This is a genomic window from Nocardia sp. NPDC004722, from assembly GCF_053601505.1.
On the sequence record NZ_JBSGBY010001064.1, the window covers coordinates 1 to 1,415 of the forward strand.

General features: G+C 70.5%; 1 protein-coding gene and 1 pseudogene. Both read right to left on the reverse strand.

The annotated features are described in order from the left end of the window. Positions 1-843: NAD(P)/FAD-dependent oxidoreductase (locus ACWELQ_RS45675; protein ID WP_452403188.1), on the reverse strand; the 843-nt coding region annotated here is incomplete at its 3' end. A 49-nt stretch (positions 844-892) separates the two neighbouring features. Beyond that, a pseudogene (locus ACWELQ_RS45680) lies at positions 893-1,415 on the reverse strand (hypothetical protein); the annotation flags it as partial.

Genomic DNA, 1,415 nt, shown 5'->3' on the forward strand with positions numbered 1-1,415 from the left:
CAAGGGGCGGTCCGACGGGGCGGACGCGTCCCCGGCGGCGACGATGCGGTCGTCGTCGATGCTGGTCAACGTCTCATCGGTGCGTAGGCGACCCAGCGCGTCGGTGCGCAGGCCACTGCGCGAGGCCAGGTCGGGCACACCGAATCCGGCGGTCCAGATCGTGACCGCGCTGGGCAGCACGGCGGCATTCGACAGCACGACCGCGGCCGGGCGCACCTCGTTCACGCGCGCATCCTCGATGACCTCGACCCCATTTCTGTTCAGCCACTTCCTGATTGTCCGCCGTGCGGGCTCCGCGAAGCTCGCCGCCAACCTACCTCCGCAGACGAGGGTGACGGCGCGGCCCTGCTCGACCAGCTCGGCGGCCGTCTCGATGCCGGTGAGCCCTCCGCCCACGACGACGATCGGCGCGGCCGCGGCGACCTCCGCGAGCGCGGCGCGCAGCCGTTGCGCATGCTCGAATTCCGCGATGGGATAGGCGTATTCGGCCGCGCCCGGGATCGATACCGGCACCGCCGCGGTGCTGCCGACCGCGTACACCAGATAGTCGTAGCCGAGCTCGCGGCCCGAACCCAGCTCCACGACGCGCCTGGCGGTGTCGATGCGGACGGCACGGTCGACGACCAGCTCCACGCCCGTGCCGAGCAGCGTGTCGTAGCCGAGCCCGGCGTCATGGGTGCCCGCCACGAACTGGTGCAGCCGCAGCCGTTCGATGAACCGCGGCCGCGGATTCACCAGCGTGATCTCGATATCGCGGCGCAGCCGCAGCCGATTGGCCGCCACCGCACCGGCGTAACCGCCGCCGAGTACGACAACTTTACTGAAGGGGTTCGAATCAGTCATACCCTCCAGACACGCCCCACCGCCCCGACCTGACAGGAGGTGACGCGCGTCACAGATACGCCGTCGAGGTGTGCGCCGGACTTTCGAAGTACCGGCCGCGCGCGAGGTCCTCGAGCAGACCGGGATGTGTCGGTTCCCAGCCGAGGCGCTGGCGGGTCAGGATCGCCGAGGCGGGTGAGTCCAGGCCGAGAACGCCTGCCAGCCAGCCGAAATGCTCGACGGCCGCGTCCGCCGGAATCGAGACCACCGGTACGTTCAGGCCCCGGCCGATCCCGTCGGCGATGTCGCGGATCCGCACCCCGTCCTCGGCGACGCCGTGCCACACCGAGCCCGCGGGCGCCTGTTGCAGCGCCAGCCGGAACAGGCGTGCCGCGTCGAGGCGGTGGACCGCGGGCCAGCGCTGGGTTCCCTCGTCGATGTAGCCCGAAACGCCTTGCGTGCGAGCGATATCGACCATTCTGGCGACGAAGCCGCGCTTCGCCTCGCTGTGCACCGACGGCGCGAGCCGCACCAAGCAGCATGCGCCGAGCCGGTTGGAGGTGTGCCTGGATCTGGATTGGCTGCCACAGTTC